The sequence below is a fragment of the Alphaproteobacteria bacterium genome (assembly GCA_019635875.1).
Classification (GTDB): domain Bacteria; phylum Pseudomonadota; class Alphaproteobacteria; order Reyranellales; family Reyranellaceae; genus JAFAZJ01.
Genome location: JAHBYP010000005.1, coordinates 372,589 through 394,672, shown reverse-complemented (window position 1 = coordinate 394,672; position 22,084 = coordinate 372,589). Strand labels below are relative to the sequence as shown.

The 22,084-nt window shown below is 66.4% G+C and carries 17 protein-coding genes; 6 read left to right on the top strand and 11 right to left on the bottom strand.

The window, feature by feature from the left end:
- Positions 1–10: 10 nt before the first annotated feature.
- The 4 genes from KF889_19875 to KF889_19860 form a co-directional block, all read right to left on the bottom strand.
- Entirely contained in the window at positions 11–2,254 is a 2,244-nt protein-coding gene (locus KF889_19875; GenBank protein ID MBX3501706.1) for a xanthine dehydrogenase family protein molybdopterin-binding subunit, read from the bottom strand.
- A 209-nt stretch (positions 2,255–2,463) separates the two neighbouring features.
- Positions 2,464–3,987, bottom strand: a complete 1,524-nt coding sequence (locus KF889_19870) for a long-chain fatty acid--CoA ligase (protein MBX3501705.1) — start codon at positions 3,985–3,987, stop codon at positions 2,464–2,466.
- Positions 3,988–4,118: 131 nt separating this feature from the next.
- Positions 4,119–5,075, bottom strand: a complete 957-nt coding sequence (locus KF889_19865) for a terminase small subunit (protein ID MBX3501704.1) — start codon at positions 5,073–5,075, stop codon at positions 4,119–4,121.
- A gap of 323 nt (positions 5,076–5,398) precedes the next feature.
- A complete protein-coding gene (locus tag KF889_19860) occupies positions 5,399–5,842 on the bottom strand; it encodes a hypothetical protein (GenBank protein MBX3501703.1) in 444 nt (147 codons plus the stop codon).
- A gap of 172 nt (positions 5,843–6,014) precedes the next feature.
- Between KF889_19860 and KF889_19855 the strand changes: the two genes are divergently transcribed.
- Positions 6,015–7,010: a Bug family tripartite tricarboxylate transporter substrate binding protein gene (locus KF889_19855; GenBank protein ID MBX3501702.1), complete on the top strand. Its 996-nt coding sequence runs from the start codon at positions 6,015–6,017 to the stop codon at positions 7,008–7,010.
- Positions 7,011–7,019: 9 nt separating this feature from the next.
- Positions 7,020–7,982, top strand: coding sequence for a DUF2971 domain-containing protein (locus tag KF889_19850; GenBank protein MBX3501701.1), 963 nt, complete (start codon positions 7,020–7,022; stop codon positions 7,980–7,982).
- Between the two features lie 307 nt (positions 7,983–8,289).
- Here KF889_19850 and KF889_19845 read toward each other — a convergent pair whose 3' ends face one another.
- The 5 genes from KF889_19845 to KF889_19825 form a co-directional block, all read right to left on the bottom strand.
- Entirely contained in the window at positions 8,290–8,718 is a 429-nt protein-coding gene (locus KF889_19845) for a type II toxin-antitoxin system HicB family antitoxin (GenBank protein MBX3501700.1), read from the bottom strand.
- A 28-nt stretch (positions 8,719–8,746) separates the two neighbouring features.
- The gene (locus KF889_19840; GenBank protein MBX3501699.1) at positions 8,747–8,935 is read right to left on the bottom strand and encodes a type II toxin-antitoxin system HicA family toxin; all 189 of its coding nucleotides are present in this window, start codon (positions 8,933–8,935) and stop codon (positions 8,747–8,749) included.
- Positions 8,936–9,274: 339 nt separating this feature from the next.
- Entirely contained in the window at positions 9,275–9,790 is a 516-nt protein-coding gene (locus KF889_19835; GenBank protein MBX3501698.1) for a DUF3859 domain-containing protein, read from the bottom strand.
- Between the two features lie 70 nt (positions 9,791–9,860).
- The gene (locus KF889_19830) at positions 9,861–11,531 is read right to left on the bottom strand and encodes a hypothetical protein (GenBank protein ID MBX3501697.1); all 1,671 of its coding nucleotides are present in this window, start codon (positions 11,529–11,531) and stop codon (positions 9,861–9,863) included.
- A 25-nt stretch (positions 11,532–11,556) separates the two neighbouring features.
- Positions 11,557–13,848 (bottom strand): xanthine dehydrogenase family protein molybdopterin-binding subunit, encoded by a 2,292-nt coding sequence (locus KF889_19825; GenBank protein ID MBX3501696.1) that lies wholly within the window; start codon positions 13,846–13,848, stop codon positions 11,557–11,559.
- Between the two features lie 167 nt (positions 13,849–14,015).
- Between KF889_19825 and KF889_19820 the strand changes: the two genes are divergently transcribed.
- Both KF889_19820 and KF889_19815 read left to right on the top strand, forming a co-directional pair.
- Positions 14,016–14,372 (top strand): hypothetical protein, encoded by a 357-nt coding sequence (locus KF889_19820; GenBank protein MBX3501695.1) that lies wholly within the window; start codon positions 14,016–14,018, stop codon positions 14,370–14,372.
- A gap of 166 nt (positions 14,373–14,538) precedes the next feature.
- The gene (locus tag KF889_19815; GenBank protein MBX3501694.1) at positions 14,539–15,564 is read left to right on the top strand and encodes a FecR domain-containing protein; all 1,026 of its coding nucleotides are present in this window, start codon (positions 14,539–14,541) and stop codon (positions 15,562–15,564) included.
- Positions 15,565–15,655: 91 nt separating this feature from the next.
- On the opposite strand, the gene KF889_19810 is transcribed toward KF889_19815, so the two are convergent.
- Both KF889_19810 and KF889_19805 read right to left on the bottom strand, forming a co-directional pair.
- Positions 15,656–16,027 carry a hypothetical protein gene (locus KF889_19810; protein ID MBX3501693.1) on the bottom strand — a complete coding sequence of 124 codons (372 nt, stop codon included), beginning with the start codon at positions 16,025–16,027 and terminating at the stop codon, positions 15,656–15,658.
- A gap of 207 nt (positions 16,028–16,234) precedes the next feature.
- Positions 16,235–18,694 carry a S8 family serine peptidase gene (locus KF889_19805; protein ID MBX3501692.1) on the bottom strand — a complete coding sequence of 820 codons (2,460 nt, stop codon included), beginning with the start codon at positions 18,692–18,694 and terminating at the stop codon, positions 16,235–16,237.
- 700 nt (positions 18,695–19,394) lie between these two features.
- On the opposite strand from KF889_19805, the gene KF889_19800 reads away from it, so the two are divergent.
- Both KF889_19800 and KF889_19795 read left to right on the top strand, forming a co-directional pair.
- Entirely contained in the window at positions 19,395–20,267 is an 873-nt protein-coding gene (locus tag KF889_19800) for a hypothetical protein (GenBank protein MBX3501691.1), read from the top strand.
- A 141-nt stretch (positions 20,268–20,408) separates the two neighbouring features.
- On the top strand, positions 20,409–21,965 hold the full coding sequence (locus KF889_19795; GenBank protein MBX3501690.1) for a methyltransferase regulatory domain-containing protein: 1,557 nt from the start codon (positions 20,409–20,411) through the stop codon (positions 21,963–21,965).
- The last annotated feature ends 119 nt before the right edge of the window (positions 21,966–22,084 follow it).

Genomic DNA, 22,084 nt, shown 5'->3' with positions numbered 1-22,084 from the left:
GACAGAAAGGCTACTTGTCCAGCGCCGCCAGCACCTTGGGCGGTGACATCGGCAGGCTGTCGAAGCGGTGGCCCGCCGCGGCGGTGAGCGCGTTGGCGACGGCGGCCAGTGCGGGCACCAGCGGCACCTCGCCGACGCCGCGCACGCCCTGGGGATGCTTCGGGTTGGGGATCTCGATCATCACCGTGTCGAGCATCGGCAGGTCCGAGGCCACCGGCATGCGGTAGTCGAGGAAGCTCGCGTTATCGACGCGGCCGTTCTTGTCGTAGATGTATTCCTCGTTCAGCGCCCAGCCGATGCCCTGGGCCACGCCGCCCTGCATCTGGCCCTCGACGTACGCCGGATGGATCGCACGGCCGACATCCTGGAAGGACGTGTAGCGCACCACCTTGGACTGGCCGGTCGCGGGATCGAGCTCGACGTCGCAGATATGGGTGGCGAAGCCACCCTCGGCGCCCGTGGTGTTCAGCGAGACTCCGCCGCCGATCGGCCCGCCGGTCTCGCTGGCGCGCGCCGCGATCTGCGCCAGCGACAGCGGGTCGAACTTGCCGGCGTTGTCGCCGGCCGGCCGCGCCTCGCCGTTCTCCCAGACCACCGCGTCGGGGTCGATCTTCCAGATCTTGGCCGCGCGCTCCTTGAGCGTGGTGATCACCTTCTCGGTCGACTGCGTGACCACCATGGCCGAGGCGTAGGTGACGCGGCTGCCGCCGGTGAGGTTGGAGAAGCCGATCGTCGCGGTGTCGCCGATCAGCACGTTGACCTTGCGGTAGTCGATGCCGAGCAGCTCGGCGGTGATGTTCGCGGTCGAGGCGCGCGAGCCGCCGATATCGGGATGGCCGGTGATGACGACGACCGTGCCGTCCTCGTTGATGTTGACCTGCGCGCTCGACTCGCCGCCGGCGTTGAACCAGAAGCCGCTGGCCACGCCGCGGCCCTGGTTCGGCCCGAGCGGCGCCTTGTAGTGCGGATGCGCCATCGCCGCCTTGATGGTCTCCATGTAGCCGATCACCGGGAACACCGGGCCGTGCGCGGCCTTGGTGCCCTGCTTGGCGGCGTTCTTCAGGCGGAACTCCAGCGGATCCATGCCGAGCTTCTGGCACAGCTCGTCGATCGTGCACTCCACCGCATAGGCGCCGATCGGCGCGCCGGGCGCGCGATAGGCGGCGACCTTCGAGCGGTTCGACACCACGTCGAAGCCCTGGCTCAGCACGTTGGGGATGTTGTAGGGCGCGAAGGAGCAGCCCGCCGCGCCGCGGATCGGCGAGCCGGGCAGGGCGCCCGCCTGCAGGTAGAAGATGCCGTGCGCGGCGACCAGGGTGCCGTCCTTCTTCGCCCCGAGCTTGACCGTGCACACCGAGCCCGAGGTCGGGCCCGAGGCGCGGAAGACCTCCTCGCGCGTCATCTGCATCTTCACCGGCTTGCCTGACTTGCGCGACAGGATCAGCGCCACCGGCTCGAGGTAGACGATGGTCTTGCCACCGAAGCCGCCGCCGATCTCCGCCGGGATGGCGCGGATGTCGCTCTGCGGGATGCCCGTGAGGTACGAGCACATGGCGCGCACCATGAACTGGCCCTGGCTCGAGCTCCAGATCGTCGCCTTGCCGTCGGCCAGCACGCTCACCAGGCAGGCATGCGGCTCGATATAGCCCTGGTGCACCGGCTCGGTGGTGAACTTGCGCTCGACGATCACCTCGGCTTCCTTGAAGCCGGCCTCGATGTCGCCCAGCTTGTGCTCGAGCTTGCCGGCGATGTTCGAGGGCTTGTCGTTGAAGCGGATGTGATCGTGCAGGATCGGCGCGTCGGGCTTGATCGCGTCCTCGATGTCGATGGCGAAAGGCAGCACCTCGTAGTCGACCTTGATCAGCTCGAGCGCCTGGGCGGCGATCGCCTGCGTCGTCGCCGCCACCGCCGCGACCGGGTGGCCGGGGAACAGCACCTTGTCGCGCGCCATGACGTTGCGCGACATCCAGCGCATGTCCTGGATGCCCAGCATCACCGACTTCTCGACCGGGAAGAACACCATGTCCTTCGCCGTCATCACCGCCTTGACGCCCGGCAGCTTCTCGGCCGCCGCGGTGTCGATCGACTTGATGCGGGCATGGGCGTGCGGGCTGCGCAGCACCTTGCCCCAGATCATGCCGGGCATGGTGGTGTCGGCGGCATAGGCGGCGCGGCCGGTGACCTTGTCGAGGCCGTCGGGCCTAAGCGTGCGCTGGCCGATCCATTTGTTGCTGGCCGGGGCTTCGACGTTCATGGCGGGCATCCCTGGTGGTCGCGTTCGGGGGCGAGACTAGCAGGCGCCGGTTTGATTGTGCAGCAAGGCTCTTATGCCTCCTTTTACCTTCCCCCGGAGGGGGAAGGTGGCGCGCAGCGCCGGAAGGGGGATGTCTCAACCCGTTCGGCGTCCGTCTTCGGCATCCCCCTTCTGCCCTTCGGGCACCTTCCCCCTCCGGGGGAAGGGAACTATGTCCGCGGCAGCTGGTGCTTGAGGATCTTGCCGGTGGCGTTGTGCGGCAGCTCCTCCATGAATCTCACCTCCTTCGGCACCTTGTAGCGCGCCAGCTGGGTGCCGCAGTGGTCGAGCACGGCGCCCTCGTCGAGGTTGGCGCCGGGCTTCAGCACCACGTAGGCGCGGCCGACCTCGCCCCATTTGTCGTGCGGCACGCCCACCACCGCGTTCTCCAGCACGCCGTCGAGCTGGTAGATCACGTTCTCGACCTCGACCGGATAGACGTTCTCGCCGCCGGAGATGAACATGTCCTTCCAGCGGTCGACGATATAGTAGTAGCCGTCGTCGTCCTGGCGTGCGGCGTCGCCGGTGTGGAACCAGCCGTCCGCGGTGAACGACGTCCGGTTGGCCTCCGGCCGGTTCCAGTAGCCCGGCGTGACGTTGGGCCCCTTGATCATCAGCTCGCCGGTCTCGCCGCGCTTGACCTCGTTGCCCTCGGGATCGCAGATCTTCAGGTGCACGTAGAGCGGCGGCAGGCCCGACGAGCCGATTTTGGAGAGCGCCTTGTCCGCCGTCAGCAGCAGGCCCAGCGGCCCGGTCTCGGTCATGCCCCAGAGCTGCTGCATCGGCACGCCCTTGCGCGAGAAGGTCTCGATGACCTGCAGCGGCGCGGCGGAGCCGCCGATGCCGAGGTGATGCAGGTGCGAGAAATCGGCCTCGGCGAAGCCCGGCTGCTGCGACAGCATCAGGAAGTTGGTCGGCACGCCCAGCGCATGGGTCAGCCCGAGCTGCTTGTCGGTCAGCAGCGCCAGGAACTGCGCGGCATCGAAGGCGCGCATCACCACGTTGAAGCCGCCGGTGTGGAAGGTCGGGTTGCCGTAGACGTTGAGCCCGCCGGTGTGGAAGGTCGGCAGGAACACCAGGTTGCGGCTCTTCGAGGTCAGCCCGACGCCGATCGAGCAATGCACGCAGTTGAACGCCGCCATCTTGTAGGTGATGCGCGCACCCTTGGGCCGGCCGGTGGTGCCCGAGGTGTACATGATGGTCCAGGTGTCATCGAGGTCGAGCGCCGGCTGATCGAGCGTGCCGGTCGCGGCGGCGAGGCCGGCCTCGTAATTGCTATGCTTTCCGTTGGCCAGGCTGGCGATGTGCGGGATCGCGGCGAGCTTCTGCACCGCGCGCGCCGCCTCGGCGAACTCCGTGCCGTGGATCAGCACGACGGGCGTCGAGTCCCTGGCGATGAACTCCAGCTCCGGCACCGCCAGCCGCCAGTTCAGCGGCATGAAGATCGCGCCCAGGCGCTGGCAGGCGAATTGCAGCTCGAAGACGTCGGTGTCGTTCATCGACAGCACCGCGACCCGATCGCCGCGCGTCACGCCGAAGGCGCCCCGCAGCCACAGCGCCGCGCGGGTGATGCGTTCGTCGAGCTGCGCGTAGGTGAAGCGCCGCCCCGACGCCAGGTCATGCGCCGCCGGCGCCTGCGGCGTCATCAGCCTGTGATGCGCGATCCAGTCCTCGGCCGTGATGCCGGTTGCCATACGCGTGCTCTCCCCGTTGTCGTCGCGAGCGCCGCGAGGGATCCAGTCGCCATCCTGGATCCCTCACGGCGCTCGGGATGACAGCATTGTGGGAGAGGGACGGGCGCAGTGCCAGACCCGTCATCGCCGCTTCACCGTAATGCCGCGCGGATGTGGGCGGCGATCTCCTCGCTGGAGTCCTCGGCTTGCCTGGAACAGCCGGGCGGGTCGAAGCCGCCGGGTTTCATGTCGCGCAGGGCGTCGGCCCAGTTCGGCCCGAGCCGGGGCCCGCTGCGTTGGATCATCTTGCCGTTGAGATGGCCGGGCGTGTAATCCGGCGGCGGCGTCGTCGGCATGCCCGGCTCCACCGCGCGCTGCGGCTCGGCTTTCGTCTCGGCAGGCGGCGACTCGGCGGGTGGCGGCTCGGCGGGCGGCGACTCCGTAGGCGACTCTGGCGGCGGCTTGCCGGGGCCGGGGCGGATCAGGTTGGCGGCGTCGATGGTGGCGTGCGCCGCCTTGAGCGCCGCGCGCACCTCCTCGAGCTCCTGGCGCCAGCGCCGTTTCTCTTCATCTCTATGGTCGAGCCCGCGCTCGTAGCCGGCGATGCGCTCCTCGTAGCGCTCGCGATCCTCCGGCGTCAGCCCCGGCTTCGGCTTGGCCACCAGCAGGCCGACCTGCTTCGTCAGCATGTTCAGCGCCTGCAGCTTGCCGAGCTTCAGGGTCACGGTCTGCTCTTGTTTGCCATGGTTGCTGACCTTCAGCTCGACGATGCTGGCGCACTGCGCCTGGCTCGCCTTCATCAGGTCGACGCGCACCCGGCCGTCGGCCTCGACGGTGAGGAAGTCCACGACATTGGCGAAGGCGATCCTGGCGTATTCCTGGGCCAGGCGGGTGACGTCGACCTCGAGCGCCTGGGCCATGCGCGCCCGGCCGGCGGTGATGGCGGCCTCGATCCGGGGGTCACGCAAGAGCCGGGAGGCGCTGGGCTGTGCGCCGCGCGGCGAATAGCCGGCGCGGACATAGGCCTGGGTGGCGTTGCCGTCCTTGAGGAACTCCAGGACGAAGCGCTCGTGGCGCGGCGAGAGAGGGGGTGTGGGTTCGGTGCTCATGGCGGCGAAGCTACGCCTCTCGCCGCCGGGAGCAATTTATACCCCTACGCGTGTCGCCGACGCCGCTTTGGTGCAAGTGGGACAGGGATTATTTAGATTCCTAGCGGTGCTCGGCACGACAGCATCCCTTACCTTCCCCCGCCAGCGGGGGAAGGTAAGACTTATTCCCTTCCCCCGGAGGGGGAAGGTGCCCGAAGGGCGGAAGGGGGATGTCGAAGACGGACACCGGCTTCGTTGAGGCATCCCCCATCCGGCGCTGCGCGCCACCTTCCCCCTCCGGGGCAAGGTACTTCATGAGTGAAACTGCCCGTATACGATCGCGTCTAGGTCCTGGCTGCCGGCATCAGCAGGCGGTGGAACAGCAGCATCGAGGCGCCGACGCTGGCGAAGAAGACGATCGTGTGCGGTGCGCTGTCGGGCACGAAATATTCCCCGGCGACGCCGCGGCTCCAGAACAGCGCGTGGAAGAGGAAGCCCAGCGCGATCAGCACGAGCGCGCCGATGGCCACGATCAGCATGCCGCGCCGCGCCGCGCCGGGCTGCTCGGTCCACTCCCTGTCCGCGTCCGGTGCCGTCCATGCGCCGGCGGCGCCGTAGGCGAACAGGCCGGTGAAGACGCCCAGCACGAACCAGATGACGTAGGGCAGGGGCGCGCTCTTGAACCGCAGCGGCGCCACGTCGATCACGACGCAGGCGATCACGCCGACGATGTCGGCGACGACCAGGCAGCCGAGCAAAGCGGCGACGATCTTGACGAGGTTCAGCATCGGCACGTCCCATCCCTGCAGGCTGCTCTGTCCCGGTCCGGACCTTGCAACCGCATCTGTACCCTTTCCAGCCCGAAGCGCGTCTCCGAATCGTCTCCCGATTCGTCCCATGGCGCCCCGCCGCCAATTGCGCGACACTTGCCGCAAGAATTGTCCCGGGGAGCGAGCAACCATGACGACCATCAACCGCCGCGCCTTCGTCGGCGCTTCGGCCGCCGCGCTGGCGCTGGCGGCAACGACCACCGCCGCCCATGCCCAGGCGCCGCTCGACAACGCGCGCATCGTGCTGGGCTTCCCGCCGGGCGGCACGTCGGACACGCTCTCGCGCCGCACCGCCGAGGCGCTGCGCGTCGGCGGCTACGCCAAATCGATCCTGGTCGAGAACAAGCCCGGTGCCGGCGGCCAGATCGCCGTGCAGTCGATGAAGGGTGCGGCGACCGACGGCTCGGTGCTGCTGCTGACGCCGGCCTCGATGCTGATGATCTATCCGCACATCTACAAGAAGCTCGCCTACGACGCCTTCGCCGACGTCACCGCGGTGTCGCTGGGCTGCACCTTCGATTTCGGCTGGTGCGTCGGCCCGGCGGTGCCCGACAGCGTCAAGACCGTGCCGGACTTCCTCGCCTGGGCCAAGGCGAACCCTGACAAGGCCAACTACGGCTCGCCCGGCGCCGGCGCGGTGCCGCACTTCATCGGCGTGCTGCTGGGCCAGGCCGGCGGCGTCGAGCTCAAGCACGCGCCCTATCGCGGCTCGGCGCCGGCGGTGCAGGACCTGCTCGCCGGCCAGATCCAGGCGGTGTCCGCGCCGGTCGGCGAGTTCACCCAGCACGTCGCCGCCGGCAAGCTGCGCCTGCTGGCCACGACGGGCGCCACACGCAACCGCTTCGCGCCCGGCGTGCCGACCCTGGTCGAGCAGGGCTTCAAGGACCTCATCTTCAGCGAATGGTTCGGCTTCTTCGCCCCCGGCGGCACGCCCGCCCCGGCGATCGCGCGCGCCAACGCCGCGCTGGTCAAGGCGCTGGCGACCAAGGAGGTGATCGACGGCGTGGCGACCATGGGGCTGGTGGCGACCTCGTCGTCGGCGCAGGAGCTGGCGACGCTGCTGAAGACGAGCTACGACCGGTGGGGGCCGATCGTGAAGAAGATCGGGTTCACGGCGGATTCTTGATTCGTGGGCATGGGCGATCCGACCGGCAGCCCGATCCTCGATGCTGCCCTACAGGAGATGTCCAATTGGGCGCGCGAGCGGGATGCGAATCTTGACCTGCACGTGAAGGTCTCGATTGACGATCCTCTATTCCACTACACAGGAAGTGACGTCGCATCAATTATTCTCGGTACGTCGCTACTTCGATTGACAGACTTCCGAGACCTCAAGAAGTGGGACAAGGTTGAGATCGAATATGGAATGATGCTGGCACGCAAGATGCTGCAGCGAATCGGGGACCGCGTCAGGGAGAACAACTGGCGAGCGCAAACCGTTCGGTTCTTCTGTGTGCAGTCAGCGAGCTGGATGACCGCGAAGTCCATGTCGAAGGTTTTCCGCTTCTTCATCGGGTGCTTCACCCGGCACATCGATAGCGCGAAGCACTGGAAATCGTTCGGCCGCGATGGGACGGGGACCGCAATCGGGCTACGCCCAGCGTATTTTCATCCAAGAGTGCAACGACGGCCGAAAGACCCCACACGGATCGTGTTCGCGCAGCCTATCGTTTACAATCGGGCACAAGCGATCAGGCGCCAGCGACAGGTGATTGAGAAGACATTGCAGGTGATAAGTCGGCCCGAAATCTTGGCGGAGCTGAACCTCTTCTCGCGACCAGGCTTTTTGCAGGCGATGGCTGTCCACATGGCGGTTCCACTCTTATCTAACGCGATCTGCACCAAGCGACCCCACTACGCCGATGAGCGCGAGATCAGAATATTTGTGATCGGAGATAAGAAACTACTTTCTCCGCATGAGCGGAGGGAAGGCAGCAGGCGCTTCATCAGTACCAAACTGCCGTTGAGGTCGAGCCTGCACAAAGTGATTGTCGGATACCATGCATCACCCGTTGCGTTGCAACGCGCCAAGCGATTGTTAGCCCGTCTTGGCTACCCCGCGACGTTGGTCCGGCGGTCACCGATCAAGGTCATCTGAGTGAATGTATAAGATGCCACACGCGTTTGATTGCTGCCGGATATGATCATCGAGAGGTTGTCATCATGGCGGCGTCAGGCTTGCGTTACTGAACTCTCGGCCGCTACCAAAGCTGTGAACTCTCGCCTATCTTTCGCTGGCATCCAGACATTAGCCCGTCGGAACCTGCGCTGTAGTTCGTGACCTACAAGGAATTCTCCGGCGTGGATCGTGAACAGAGGCTTCAATGAAAATCTCCTGGGCTGCCAAAGTGAGAGATGGATTGCATCGATATTGCCGATAGCGCCTTTGGCGGCCTGACGCCGGGCTAAGCCGCTTTCTCGATTCCCACGACGATCCTGCGTCCGAGCGCCCTGAACGCTGACTCGATCTGCTCGAGCTTCGAATCGTGCGTCAGATCGAACAGCCGATCGACCTGGGGCGCGTGGACCGACAGCCGGCGTGCCAGCTCGGCTTTGCGGACATTGTCCTTCAGCGCGGCTCGGTAGAGTTCCACCTTCAGCGCGGTCAGGGCGGGCAGCGTGACCAGCGGGCCTTTGCCTCTGGTCGGGGCCTTGATCGGTTCCCGTCGTGCGATCCGGGCGGCAAGCGCTTCCTCGATCGCGTCCACCGCCCGCAATCGCGCATCGTCGGCGTCGTCGCCGAAGGTGGTGACCTCCGGCAGGTCCGGGCAGGTTACGAGCACTGTGTCGTTGTCATCGGGGGTCAGCGTTACACGGTAGGAAAGGGTACGCATAGGGTTCTGCTTTCTGTGTGCGCCCGGTCTATTTCAGGCCGAGATCCTTCTTGATCTTGTTGACCAGACCGGTGCCGAGTTCCTTGTTGGAGCCGTGCATCGGCAGCTGGGATTTCCTGTTGCCCAACGTCACCGTTACATGGCCGCTGCCGCCCTTGTGGCTCTCGAACTTGCAGCCCTGCCTGGCGAGCCAGCGGCGAAGTTCAGCGGCATTCATGCAAGCAACATAAGTGTTGTGGTGGTATTATGCAATGGGTCTTCCCTGTCGTCCCGAGCGCAGCGAGGGATCCAGTCAGCTTCCCTGGATCCCTCGCTGCGCTCGGGATGACAGCAAGTCGAGCTTGCTCGGATACCGCATTGGTTGGACGTCCGATCCCGGGAACGCGGCATGATGGACTGGACGACAGGCGAGCTCGTGGCGGCCCTGCTGCGGTATGGCCTGACGTCCATCGCCTGCAGCATCATCGTGGTCGTCTTCTTCAGATGGGTCGCGCGACGCAGGCGGGACTCCGACAAGCAACCGCCGCGATGAGGGCTGAACACGAACAAGATCGCGTCACGGCGCCTCGACCAGGAACGTCCGGCTCGCGAGCAGGCGCTTCTCGTGCCAGATCTCGAGGACCCAGTTTCCCGCCACGATCTCCCACGGTTGATCGAAGCCGTAGCCGTGGATCTGCGTGTCGCCGATCCGCGCGGTGAAGTCGCGCGCGCTCTCGCGATAGGTGTTGCCGTTGACCGGGTTGGTGATGCCGGGAGCGGGGATCTGCCACACGCCGCGCAGCGCGACCTCGCGACCCGGCGGCGATCCGATCAGCCGGTACTGGAAGCCGAACCGGATGCCGATCTGCGCCGGCACGCGTGCGGCATCCGCGTAGAAGCTCGGGCTGTCGAGGAGCGAGGCCTGGCCAGTGGGTGTGCCGTGCGCGCTGTCCCGGCGCACGATGCTGGCGCTGTACAGGCCTGATTGGATGATCTCGATCCGGTCCAGCCTGCCCTGCTGTCCCGACGCGCCGCCGACGGCGAACAGCGCCAGCGCCGCAAGCGCGCCGAGCGACCATCTGCGAATTCCCATCGTTGCCCCCCGAGCCATCCGGCAACAGTGTCAGAGCGCGGCGGCGCTGAACAGCCCGCCGCGCATGGCCTCACTGCTCGGTGCGCAGTCGGCTCCTCTGCACGATCGCGACCGCCGCCAGCGGTGCCGCGACGCCGATGATGGCGGCCGCTATCAGGATCCAGCCCAGCTCGCCGTAGTCGGCGGCGGTCTCGATGGCGCCGGTCGCGGGGCTGGTCACCTCGCGCGTCACGGTGAAGACCTGGTTGAGGTACCGGGTCAGCAACGCCGACGCCGACAGGGCGAGGTTGGTGAACGAGGCCATCACCGCGAAGAAGGTCGCCTTGAGGTTGGCCGGCGCGTTGCGGGCGATCCAGGCCAGCATCGGGATCATCGCCACCTGGCCCAGCGGCGATTCGAGCGCGGTGTCGATGATCGCGATGAAGTGCGCATCGACCAGGCCGCCGGTCCACGCCGCCGTCCAGTGGTGCACGCCGTAGAACAGGCCGATGTTGGGCAGCGACAGCACGCCGGCGGCGATGGTCAGCAGCACGACGATATAGGCGATGGAACGGTGGGCCATGAGCGGCCGCAGCACCACCAGGCCGACCAGGGTCAAGACCGAGGTGATCAGCGCCAGCACCGAGATGAACTGCTGGTCGAACTTCAGCACGTCGATCTGGAACCACGTGGCGCCGGGTCCGGGCAGCGGCACGGCGCGGAACACGAAGATGATGACGGCGGTGCCGATCAGCGGGCCGCGCAGATCGGGCGCGATCTCGAACAGGAGTCGGCGGATCAGGAAGAGCACGATGGCCAGGGAGCCGAGGAAGATGATCTCCTGCGCATAGGGCACGTCGGCGAGTCCGGTGGCCATGCTGAAGACCACGAAAACGCCGCTGCCGCCGAGGATCCACCAGTTGGGCTCGACCTTCTCCGGCGGGGCTTCCGCGACGCCCATGGCGTGCAGCCGCCGGGCGTGCCGATACCGCGTCAGCGACCCAAGGGTCACGCCGGTGACGGAGACCAGCGGGATGATCAGCGCCAGCAGGTAGATGTCGGCGTAGACGGCGGCCGTCTGCGCCGTCCCCAGTTTCTCGACGCCTTCGAACATCGCGACGTTGACGACCGCCACCGCCACCGTGCCGCCGATGATGGCGAAGCGGCCGAGCGTCTGCATGGTGGTATGCATGGCCTTGATCTCGGCTTCGGCGAACTTCCTGCCGTCCTTGTCGAACGCGGGCACGGCCTCGACCGTCATCGCATCGGCGACCACGTCCTGGACGACATAGCCGCTGGGCGCCAGCAGGGCGGCGAGCACGTACCAGGCGCCGGCGGGCATGATCGCGGTCATCGAGTCGGTCTGCGCGATGAGCGCGTACATGATGGCGATGCTGGCGGCGATCAGGCCGGCGCCGAACCACACCAGCAGTGCCTTCCAGCGCCAGATGAGATCGACCAGATGGCCCAGCGGCATCTTCAGCGCCCACGGGATGCCGGCCCAGAAGGTGAGGCCGGCCAGGAAGGCGGCCGACAGGCCGAGGTAGTCCTTGACGAAGAAGGTGCCGACGATCGCCGTCAGGCTGGATATGCCGGCCGCGAAATAGACCATCAGCGGCGGCAAGTAGGACCAGCGCATGTGCCGGCCGAGATCGACGAAGGTCACGCGGAACCAGACGGCGATGCCGGAGGCGGCGGCCTCGAGGGCGGTGCGGACGGCGGCGCCGGCGCGGCGGATGGTTTGCCCGATCGGTCGAGGCATCAGCGGTGATCCTGATGGCGAGGGATCAGCGTGCGCCTCCGGTCATTCGCCACACGCGCATCGGGGTCAGGGGGCCGTCGATGTTCTTGACGTTGAACGATGCCAGCGCATCGAGGATCGCATTGTGGATCGCCGGGAACGCCGCGATCGCGCCGGCCTCGCCGCAGCCCTTCACGCCCAGCGGGTTGGTCGTGCAGCGCGTCGGGTTGAACGCCAGGTCGAAGCTCGGCATGTCGTCGGCGCGCGGCAGCGTGTAGTCCATGAACGTGCCGCTCAGCAGCTGGCCGCTCTCGCCGTCATACACCGCCTTCTCCAGCAGCGCCTGGCCGATGCCCTGGGCCATCGCGCCGTGCGCCTGTCCCGAGGCGACCATCGGGTTGACCAGCACGCCGTAATCGTCGACCGCGGTGTAGCGCGCCAGGCGCGTGGCGCCGGTCTCGGGATCGATCTCGACCTCCACGACATGCGTGCCGCTGGGGAAGGTCATCGCCTCGCGTGTCCAGGCGTGGAAGGTGTCGAGCGGCGTGCCCTGGTCGCGGCCCAGCGCGGCGATGTCGAGGATGCCGATGGCGCGGTCGGTGCCGGCGACGCGGAAGGCGCCGTCCTCGAACACGATGTCGGCCTCGGCCGCCTCGAGCGCGCGTGCCGCCAGCGTCGTGCCCTTCCTGATGATCTCGTCCGAGGCGCGCCACATCGCCGTGCCGCCCATGTAGGTGGCGCGCGAGCTGCCGTGGCCGCCGCCGTTGACGATCAGATCGGTGTCGCCCTGGCAAAGCCGGATGCGCGCGTTGTCGATGCCCAGGCGGTGCGCGAGGATCTGCGGGAAGGTCGTCTCGTGGCCCTGGCCGATGGTCTGCGTGCCGGTGATCAGCCGCACCGTGCCGTCCGCGTCGAAGCGCACGTCGACGTTCTCGTCGGGCGAGCCGCCGGTGCCCTTGATGTGGCAGGCGAAGCCCAGCCCGCGCAGCATGCCGCGCGACTCGCTCGCCTTCTTTCGCGCGGCGAAGCCCGCGACGTCGGCGCGCAGCAGCGCCTGGTCCATGGTCTCGGCGAAGGCGCCGCTGTCGACCTTGAACCCAAACGCATTCGTCATCGGCGTCGGCGCCATGTTGCGGCGGCGCAGGTCGGCGCGGTCGAAGCCGTGGCGGCGCGCGGCCTCGTCGATCAGGCGTTCGACGACGTTGATCGACTCGGCGAAGCCCGGTCCGCGCGTCACGCCGATCGGCGCGGTGTTGGTCAGCACCGCCTTGACGCCGATCTCGATCGCCGGGATGGCGTAGACCGAGCCGGGCAGGTGCACGTGCTGGAAGGTTGCCACGCCGGCGCCGGCGCCGCAGAGATAGCCGCCGACGTTGAACACGCTGTCGCAGCGCAGTGCGAGGAAATGGCCCGCGGCGTCGAGCGCCAGCGCGGCCTCGGCCTGGTGGTCGCGCGCGGCGTGGTCGGCGGTCATCACCTCCGCACGCGTGGCGATCCATTTGACGGCGCGACCGGTGCGCTTGGCCGCCCAGGCGAGCAGCGGGAACTCGGCATAGACGAAGTTCTTGGCGCCGAAGCCGCCGCCGACATCGGGCGCGATGAAGCGCACCTGCGCCGGCGGCACGTTGAGCGCGCGGGCGGTGAAATTGCGGATGCCGTGGATGTTCTGGCTCGAGACGTGCAGCGTGTAGCGGCCGGTCTGCGCGTCGAACTGGGCCACCGCGCCGCGCGGCTCCATCGGGTTGGTGGTGATGCGGTGGTTGTCGAGGCTGAGCCTCACGACATGCGCGGCGCGCGTGAAGGCGGCCTCGACCGCCGCCTGATCGCCGATGCGCCAGTCGAGGCAGGTGTTGTCCGGCACGTCCTCGGCGATCAGCGGCGCGCCGGGCTTCGTGGCGTCGGCGGGCGTCACCAGGGCGGGCAGGGGCCGGTACTCGACCGCGACCAGCTCGGCGGCGTCGAGCGCCTGGTTCTTGGTGTCGGCGACGATCAGCGCCACCGGCTCGCCAACATAGCGCACGCGGTCGGTGGCGAGCAGCGGCTGCGGCAGGAATTTGAACTTCTCGCCGGTCTGCACGTTGGCCTCGACATGCGGGCGCAGCGCCTGCAGGCCGTCGGCTTCGACCTCGGCCGCGGTCAGCACCGCGCGCACGCCCGGCGCCTGGCGGGCGGCGGCGACGTCGATGCCGGCGATCCGCGCATGCGCGTGCGTCGAGCGCAGCACGACAGCGTGCGCGAGGTCCGCGAACGGCAGATCGTCGAGATAGGCACCGTGTCCGGTGACGAAGCGCGCATCCTCGCGCCGGCGGGGCTGATCGCCGATGATCGAACGGGTCATGACGCGAGCCTAGCGCGTAATGCGCGCGGATCGAATCACCGTGTCATTCCCCGCTGCGCTCGCAATGACCGTGGCGCCGCGCGGGCAACGACGCTGCGGAACGTCGGCGGTCGTGCTAGAAGTACGCCCCTATGCTTGCCGGCTGGAACGACATGAGAGCGTTTTGTTTGTTGTTGCTTGGTCTTGTCGTGCTGCTGGGCGCCTGCCAGCCCAACCCGACGCCGCCGTCGGTCAGCGAGCCGGTTCCGCCGCCCCCGGGCCCGTCCTACACCGCGCCGCCGCGCCTCGCTCCGCCCGCGGCCCAGCCGCCGGCCGCCAAGGCCATGACGCGCGTCCCGGCGGGTCGCGGGCAGAGCTGCTCGCAGTACCTGCGCTGGTGCGTGGAGTGGTGCTCGAAGAACCAGCCCGGGCAGACCGGCTGCCTCGACTGGTGCCGGCAGGAGAACGACAAGTGCCGCACCAGCGGCGAATGGACGATCGAGAGCGAATCCAGGATCGTGACCGGCCTGCCTCCGCGCAGATAGCATGCGCTGATAGCAATTGTCGTTCTCGCTGAAATAAGCGATAATCTATCCACAGGACAGACGCCGTCGATTGGGAAGGTCGAGGGCGCCAGGGTCAGGGACATATCTGCGGTTGGAATGCGTGCACCCGACGGGTGCGCGCCGCAGGCGTGTACGGGGGTTGGCGATGAAGATTCGTGCGCTGGGCCGGGCGCTGGCCGCGGCCGCATGCTTTGCGTTCTCTGCCGAGGCGCTCGCCCAGCAGCAGATCGCCAGCGTGCGCAAGATCGATCCGATGGGAACCCGACAGCAGGGGCAGGACAGCCCTGTCGCGCTCGCGCTCGACAGCCGGCTGTTCAGCAACGACGTCATCGAGACCTCGCCGCAGGGCCGCATCGACCTCGCCTTCCAGGACGGCTCGCGGCTGGCGGTCGGGCCGGATTCGCGGCTGACCCTGGACGACTACGTATACAAGCCGGGCGCGCGCGCCACCGCCGTGCTCGGCGTCGCCAAGGGCGCGCTGCGCTTCGTCTCGGGCAACGTCCAGCGCGACGGCGTGCGCATCAACACGCCGACGGCGACGATCGGCATCCGCGGCACGGAGTTCTCGATCAAGGTGCTGGCCGACGGCGCGACCGAGGTGCGCGTCGAGCGCGGCATCGTGCGGGTCTGGGCCTGCGACGCGCCGCGCACGTCGGCCAACGCCTATGTCGCCGAGGCGGGCTATTCGCTGGCCGTCGACGTCACCTGCACCGTGTCGGTCTCGGTCACCGCCGCGAACTCCAACGGCGACGCATCGCCGGCGGCCGCGGCTGCGGCCGCGGTGTCGAGTGCGGCCGTGGCGGACACCGACGGTCCCGGTCCCGCCGCACCCGGAGGCCCGGCCGGCGGACCGGGCAACGGCAACGGCAACGCGGCCAATGATTCCGGCGGCGGCAACACCGGCGGCGGCGGCCCCGGCACGGGCAACGGCGGCGCCAACAGCGGACAGGGCGATGGCGCCGGCAACGGCGGCGGCGGATCCGGCAATGGTGGAACTGGTGGCGCCGGCGCAGACGGCGGCGGTGGAGCAGCCGGAGCCGCTGGTGGCGCCGGTGGAGCTGGCGGTGCTGGCGGTGCCGGCGGAGCTGGTGGTGCCGGCGGAGCTGGTGGTGCCGGTGGAGCTGGCGGTGCCGGCGGCGGTGGTGCCGGCGGCGGTGGCGGCAACCGCTGATCAGCCTGGTCGACCAATCTGTCATCCCGAGCGCAGCGAGGGATCCAGGGAAGCCGCCTGGATCCCTCGTTGCGCTCGGGATGTCAGGGCGCTAGTCGCGCGACGGGCCGAACAGCCGGGAGAAGAGGCCCGGTGACGGCTGGGCGGCGCTGGGAGCGATCGGCTCGGGCACCGGCGGGCGTTCGGGCGGCTCGGGGCGGCGCTGATCGGGCGACGGACTCACGACGAAGGCGCCGATGTTCAGGCCGCGCGTCTCATCCCGGGCGGCGAGGTCGGAATCGTAGCGCGCCCGGCTGCGGTCGACGGCGATGCCCTTGGCGGCCACGCGGCGATCGGCGCCGATGGGGCCTGAGGAACTCTCCGCGGGCAGAGGCGCCGCGGCCGGCTCCTCGCCGTCGCAGGCGCAGAGCACCGCGGCGGCGAATGCCGCCGACGCCATCGTGCTGAAGGGTCCGCGCTGCACGGCGCGATGATAGTCGCGGCCGGCGGCGGTGGGAACAGCCGACCGCCCGGCTCCCCCCTGGCCGCCCTGGATCCCTCGCTGCGCTCGGGATGACGGATGCGTCCGGTCAACCGCTCGATCCCTGGCCGCTTTGTCATCCCGAGCGCAGCGAGGGATCCAGGGTTGAGCCTGGATCCCTCGCTGCGCTCGGGATGACGGATGCGTCCGCTAGACGAAGCGCAGGTCGGCGAAGCTGAGATCGGTGATCGTCATCACCTGGATGGCGGCATTGTCGAGCCAGTTGCCCGAGGCGTCGACGAAGCCGATGACGGTGTAGTCGATGCCGCCCAGGAAGCGCACCTGATCGGCCGCGTAGCCCTGGATCTCGAACATGTCGAGGCCGCGCGTGAAGTCGAGCACCAGGTCGACGCCGTCGCCGAAGCCGTAGAAGAAGATGTCGGCATCGGCCCCGCCGCTCAGCCGGTCGCCGACGATCAGGCCGGCGAAGTTCAGGTCGGCCGGGTCGTAGCGCCAGGTGCCGCCATCGACGCCGCCGGCGAGGCGATCGCTGCCGGCGCCGCCGAACAGCTGGTCGTTGCCGGCCTCGCCCCACAGGAAGTCGTGCCCGGCGCCGCCGTAGATTGCGTCGTCGCCCGGCCCGCCATGCAGGTTGTCGTTGCCGGCGCCGCCCTTGATCGTGTCGTTGCCGCGGCCGCTCTGGATGGTGTTGCCGTAATCGTTGCCGATGATCAGGTCGTTGCCGTCGCCGGCCCACACGCTCTTGATCACCGTGTCGGCGCCGATCTGCACGGCGCGGCCGGCGATCGTGCTGGTGGCGCCGGCATGGAGGTCGATCGTCGAGTTGCTGGTGACCGCCGCGGTGTTGATCATCGCCGTGCCGCTGCTGTCGTTCAGCACGAAGCGCGTGGCGCCGGTGATGGTCGCGAACTCGTCGGTGTAGATATAGACGTTGGGCGCGTCGGCCGAATCGCCCAGCGCCTTCAGGGTCCACGAATTGAGCGTGCCGGTGTTGCCGACGACCTTGTCGGTCACCGTCAGCGTCCAGTTGCCCGCGGTATCCTCGCCCCAGAAATTGTTGGCGGTGGTCGAGAATACGATGCCGCCGCCGACGCCGTTGGCGGGCTGCGCGATCAGCGTCGCCGTGGTGCCCTTGGGCGAGGTCAGGGTCACGACCAGGTCGCTGGCCATGGCGTGGGTGATGTTGAGGTCGACCACCATGCGGTCGATGTCCAGCCCGCCGGCGAGCGTGATCGTGCTCTTCAGGCTGCCCGAGCCGTCAGGGATCGCCGACTTGGTGGCGTTGGTCGCCGAGAGCGTGACCAGGTTGGCGTAGGTCGACTGCGCCTGCCAGCTCTCCGCCAGCCGCACCGCGGCGAAGGCGTCGACCAGGCCGAAGCCGTAATCGTGGCTGAAATGCAGGCCGCCGCCGTTCCAGGTGGTGGCGCCGTTGGTCGCCCAGCCGCTGCTCGCGGCGTCGGTCTTGCACGCCGAGTAGGCGAGGATCTCCATCACGTCGCGATAGCCGAGATCGGCGTTGGCCTGCAGCATCAGCGCGACCACGCCCGAGACGTGCGGCGCGGCGAAGGAGGTGCCGGAATTGGTGACGTAATCGCCGCTCGACTTGCCGTCCGTGCCGGTGACGTCGGTGGTCATGATCGACACGCCCGGCGCCGACACCAGAATCGCCGCGCCCGGCGAGCTCGAGGACGCGACCTTGCCCGAGCTGTCGGTGCTGGCCACCGTGATGACGTAGGGGCTGTTCTTGAAGCTGTGGTAGTTCACGTTGTCGCCGGAGGAGCGATAGTTGCCGGCGGAGAACACCACGTTCATGCCCAGGCCGTCGCGGCCCAGCGATACGGCGTCGCGGATGAACGACGGACCCGACGTGCCGTAATTGTCGGCGAACGGCGTCGAGTAGCCCCAGCTGTTGTTGACGACGTCCATCCCGTTGATGCGCGCCTGGTAGAACGCCTCGGAGATGCTGCCGCCGCCGATCGCGCGGTAGCCGGCGATCCCGGCATCGTAGGCGACGCCGACAGTGCCCGTGCCGTTGTTGGCGGCGGCGATGACGCCGGCGACGTTGGTGGCGTGGTACTCGGACGATTGCTCGTAGTAGGGATCGTAGTCGCGGCCCACCGTGTCATAGTCGAGCGCCGACAGGTAGTTGGGCGCCAGGTCGGAGTGCAGGTAGTCGATGCCGGTGTCGATCACGCCGACCTTGACGCCCTCGCCGGTGTAGTTCTGCCACACCTTGGTGACGTTGATGCCGGCGGTCGTGCTGTTGAGCGCCCATTGCTGCTTGAAGTAAGTATCGGTGGGCAGGGCGCTGTCGCCGGTGGGCGGGGCGAGATCCCAGCCGCCGCCGGATGACGTGCCGCCCGACGTGCCGCCGGAGGTGCCGCCGCCGGTCGTGCCGCCGCCCGACGTATCTCCGCCCGTCGAACCACCCGTCGACGTGTCGGTGCCGCCGGATGTGTCGCCGCCACCCTTCTTGCCCTTGGTCGGAGAGTCGGAGCCGCCGCCCTTTGTCGACCCGTCCGTATTGCCGCCCTTGGCTTCGAGGCCCGGTGCCACATCATCGCCGGTGAGCCAGGGCAGGTTGTCGAAGGGGTTCTGAAATAAGTCGCGATCGAAGGCAGCCGAAGACCGGGGAGCGGCATTGCGCATGAAATATTCCCATGTTCCCGGCCACACCAGGAGCGCACAGATATTTTCTCGCGAACTTCGAGAAGGGCGCGCCGATGACAACCGGCAGAAGAATGAATTTGGTAAAATAACTAAAGAATAATAGGTCTTATATAAAAGACCTGAAACATTAGGTCAATTGAATATTTGTCCGCGGCATCCGCGATCTGAGCCAGTTTGGTGCGATCTCGCATCGGCGATGCGGCAGTGGTCATTCCCGGGGTGAAGCCGGCGCAATGGCTATACCCAATGGGGGTATCGACCAAGAACGCTTTTGGTAAGGATCGGGTCAGCTACATGGAGAGCCGGCTCCAGACATCGATTCATTTTTCACGATCCGGTAATTCCCAACGCGATCAAGAATCTATCATGTGACGTGTCGAAACCGCTTAAAGTCATGATTGTCCAATGAAAACAATGCAGTGGACAACTTCTGGGATAACTCGCAGGCTAAAAAGAGAGTGCACACTTTTCTGTTCTTCAGGCCATGGAAGATCGGCACTCGAGGGGCGTGGTTCGCCCCGGGGAGCTCTGGGAGAGAGAGCGGCAATAAGGGCAATGGGTTGGGTTCGCCGTTGGCGTCATGACGCGCCGGGGCGTGTCGGCGGGGGATGGCACGGCATCCGCACTGTCGTGATGGAATTGTCCATCTGCTCCGTGCGTGAACATAGGAGAGTGGGGAATGGCTACCTGGACCTGGGAATACGGTGAAGCCGGCACCGGCCTTCACTTTACGATCGTGTACGACACCGAGGCGGGGACGTTCACCGTGACCTCCCTGGAGGGGAAGTTCGATCTGAACGCGCTGTGGTGGGACGACGGCTCTTCCGCTGGCAGCGACGTCAAGCTGTCCAAGCAGGACAACGCCCTCAACATGAACGGTTCCGGCGAAGACTGGGACGGGATGATGAAGCTGAGCAACGCCGGCCTTGGCACGGAGGGTGAGGACAAGAACAGCTTCATCTCCGAAGGCGAAGTCGCTGTGTTCTCACTGGCCGATTTCGGAATCACCGGCGACTTCAATGTCGCCGGCGGCGGCACGCTTGGTGTGCGGGCCACCAGCGTCAACGGCGGCGACAGCATCAAGCTGGTCGACAAGGATCCGGTGTTCGACGATGGGGAGACCGAAGAGGATCCGGACCACTTCCCCGAGTGGGAGTCGCCAAGCATTTCTCACGTCACCTTCTACTTCGACGTGCCTGATGGGGATGCCCGGGACATCAAAGGGATCGTTGGTGACAAGGGTGCCAACAACCCCGACGGATGGTTCACCGTCAAGTTCGACAACGAGGCTCTCGGCCTGAGCAATGATCTCGATGACTGGTATGAGGATGCCCTAGCTTATATTTACGCAAACTACGGTAACGACCTGGCAGCCTACTTGAAGGGTGTGTCGATCAAGGGTGGCCAGCAAGAGGTCTGGTATGATTTTGACAACGATCCGGACGACGTGGATGATCCTTTCGCCCACCTCGGGAATCCCTGGATCGTCGAGAACAAGGAGTTGGACGCAGATCACGATGTGACCGTCGCCGATCCGTTCACGGTCGTTTAGCAGTCGTCAGCGCAAAAAATCGGTAACTGTGGTTCTCTGTGCACCCGGCGGCGTGAGTCGCCGGGTGTTTGCGTATCGGGTCAATACGTTCAAGAGAGCACCCACCGTTCCCCAGCTTGCGACGAGGGCGGAGCAGCGGCCATGGCAGAGACAGGCGTGCGCGCGTCCGGCTATGTTGACGACGTCATATACACGCTCGGCTTTCATCCCGAACTCGCGCCCTCGTTTCTCGACTATGCATGCCTTGTCGGAGGGGTCGATGGTCTGTCAACTGCGCGCAGATTGCGGTACTGCGAACTCGGATGTGGCCGCGGCTACAGCACGATCCTTCTCGCCGCTGCCAATCCAGATATGGATTTTGTCGGCGTCGACTTTAGTCCAGCACACGTGGACGAAGCGCGGTCGCTGGCGAAGCGCGCCGGCCTTGAGAACCTCCTATTCTATGAGTTGAGTTTTGACGACGCTGCGCGTTCAGGCGATGCTGGGCTTGAGGCCTTCGATATTCTTACTCTGCACGGTGTCTATAGCTGGGTCTCCGCGGAGGTGCGAGAGGAGATCCACGATTTTCTGGCGACGAAGCTGGTTTCGGGTGGGGTGGCATTCATCAGCTACAACGTGATGCCTGGCTGGACACGTGTACTTCCGACACAGAAGCTGCTGTTCGAGGCCGCCCGCCGAAGCCAGGGAGATAGCATCGCGCGAATTGAGAATGCGATGCCGCTACTGGAACTGCTAATTGACAAATCGGACGGCAAGGTAGCGAAGCACGGCGCACTGTCGAAGAAGTACCTGTCCCACTTGGGGGGACGGGACAGGCGCTATATTGTGCACGAGTTTCTGAACGCGGGGTGGCAACCGTTATATGTATCGGATGTAATCGCCAGCCTGGCCCAAGCTGGGCTCCGATATGTCGCTTCTGCCGCCGTCGGTGAAAATCGAGTTGAGCTTTGCGTTCCCAAGGACTTACGCGACACAGTAAGTGCTGCGCCTGATGCGGCAATGCGTGAACTGCTGAAGGATTTCATCGCTGGCAAAGAGTTTCGCCGAGATGTCTACGTCAAGGCACCGCAAGCGTTGACCCCCCAGCAGCAACGGCAACGACTGAGGGACTGGCCATTTGCGTTGATGCCCCATGTTGTTGAAATGCCCACGTCCTTGAAAACTCCTCTGGGAGAGATTCGTCCGCCTGGAAGAGTCCTCGATGCCATGTGTCGATGTGTCGAGGGTAAAGTGGTACACGGTGCCACCTTGATAGACGCGGCCACAAATTTGGGCTTGAAGGAGGAGCGCGCAAGGACACTGGTAGAATTGCTAGTTCACAACAAGTTAATCCGTCCGGCACGGTCCGGTGTTACGTTGATCGACAGGTCTGTTGCCCTACGCCTGAATGACATTGTCATGGACCTATCGATGTCAGCCGACACGCATCGTTACTTGGCCTCGCCGGTTCTCGGTTCAGCAATCCCGGCCAGTCAGGCCGAACGCATCCTCGTTCCATTACTGGCTGACGCACTTGCCGGCGACGAACTCGCGATCGCTCAGGCGGCCATGGATCGTATCGGCCGGTCGGGCCAATCATTCATGCGGGACGGTCGTCCTGTCGAGAACAACCCCGAAAACGTAAAGGCACTCGCGGGGTTTGTATGCGAGTTCAGAACAACAAGATTGCCACGCTGGCGCATGCTGGGCGTGATCTAATAGGGGTGGCTGCAGTTGATTGCGAATACGGCTTGATTCGCCGCAGGGCTGGCGATTCGAACAGAACGCCCAAGCTTGCAGGTGCATTCAAACTGGTCCGTATTCGAGCTGTTGCCCAT

Excerpts from the sequence above, each read along its gene's own strand:
- KF889_19875 (MBX3501706.1), bottom strand. The coding sequence starts at position 2,254 with ATGAACGTCGAAGCCCCGGCCAGCAACAAATGGATCGGCCAGCGCACG.
- KF889_19870 (MBX3501705.1), bottom strand. The coding sequence starts at position 3,987 with ATGGCAACCGGCATCACGGCCGAGGACTGGATCGCGCATCACAGGCTG.
- KF889_19865 (MBX3501704.1), bottom strand. The coding sequence starts at position 5,075 with ATGAGCACCGAACCCACACCCCCTCTCTCGCCGCGCCACGAGCGCTTC.
- KF889_19860 (MBX3501703.1), bottom strand. The coding sequence starts at position 5,842 with ATGCTGAACCTCGTCAAGATCGTCGCCGCTTTGCTCGGCTGCCTGGTC.
- KF889_19855 (MBX3501702.1), top strand. The coding sequence starts at position 6,015 with ATGACGACCATCAACCGCCGCGCCTTCGTCGGCGCTTCGGCCGCCGCG.
- KF889_19850 (MBX3501701.1), top strand. The coding sequence starts at position 7,020 with ATGGGCGATCCGACCGGCAGCCCGATCCTCGATGCTGCCCTACAGGAG.
- KF889_19845 (MBX3501700.1), bottom strand. The coding sequence starts at position 8,718 with ATGCGTACCCTTTCCTACCGTGTAACGCTGACCCCCGATGACAACGAC.
- KF889_19840 (MBX3501699.1), bottom strand. The coding sequence starts at position 8,935 with ATGAATGCCGCTGAACTTCGCCGCTGGCTCGCCAGGCAGGGCTGCAAG.
- KF889_19835 (MBX3501698.1), bottom strand. The coding sequence starts at position 9,790 with ATGGGAATTCGCAGATGGTCGCTCGGCGCGCTTGCGGCGCTGGCGCTG.
- KF889_19830 (MBX3501697.1), bottom strand. The coding sequence starts at position 11,531 with ATGCCTCGACCGATCGGGCAAACCATCCGCCGCGCCGGCGCCGCCGTC.
- KF889_19825 (MBX3501696.1), bottom strand. The coding sequence starts at position 13,848 with ATGACCCGTTCGATCATCGGCGATCAGCCCCGCCGGCGCGAGGATGCG.
- KF889_19815 (MBX3501694.1), top strand. The coding sequence starts at position 14,539 with ATGAAGATTCGTGCGCTGGGCCGGGCGCTGGCCGCGGCCGCATGCTTT.
- KF889_19805 (MBX3501692.1), bottom strand. The coding sequence starts at position 18,694 with ATGCGCAATGCCGCTCCCCGGTCTTCGGCTGCCTTCGATCGCGACTTA.
- KF889_19800 (MBX3501691.1), top strand. The coding sequence starts at position 19,395 with ATGGCTACCTGGACCTGGGAATACGGTGAAGCCGGCACCGGCCTTCAC.
- KF889_19795 (MBX3501690.1), top strand. The coding sequence starts at position 20,409 with ATGGCAGAGACAGGCGTGCGCGCGTCCGGCTATGTTGACGACGTCATA.